A 237-nucleotide genomic window follows, 5' to 3' on the forward strand; every position below is an offset into this window, starting at 1 on the left:
GGGCTTCGTGGCCGAGCGCCTTGGCCAGTACTTCGATACCTATGTGCTGGATGTGCGTGGGCGTGGGTTGTCGGAGAGCGGGCCTGGGCTGGATTACGGCACCGACGCCTGTGCCGCAGACATCCCCGCGTTTGCTGCTGCGCTGGGCCTGGGCAGCTATCACCTGGTCGGGCATTCGATGGGGGCGCGCTTTGCCATTCGTGCTGCTGCCCAAGGGGCGCCGGGGTTGCAGCGGCT

General features: G+C 67.5%; 1 pseudogene. It reads left to right on the forward strand.

The features are described from left to right. A pseudogene (gene nicD / locus SB765_RS33535) lies at window positions 1-237 on the forward strand (N-formylmaleamate deformylase); the annotation flags it as partial.

It is taken from the genome of Pseudomonas sp. SIMBA_067 (assembly GCF_046534675.1).
GTDB classification, from domain to species: domain Bacteria; phylum Pseudomonadota; class Gammaproteobacteria; order Pseudomonadales; family Pseudomonadaceae; genus Aquipseudomonas; species Aquipseudomonas putida.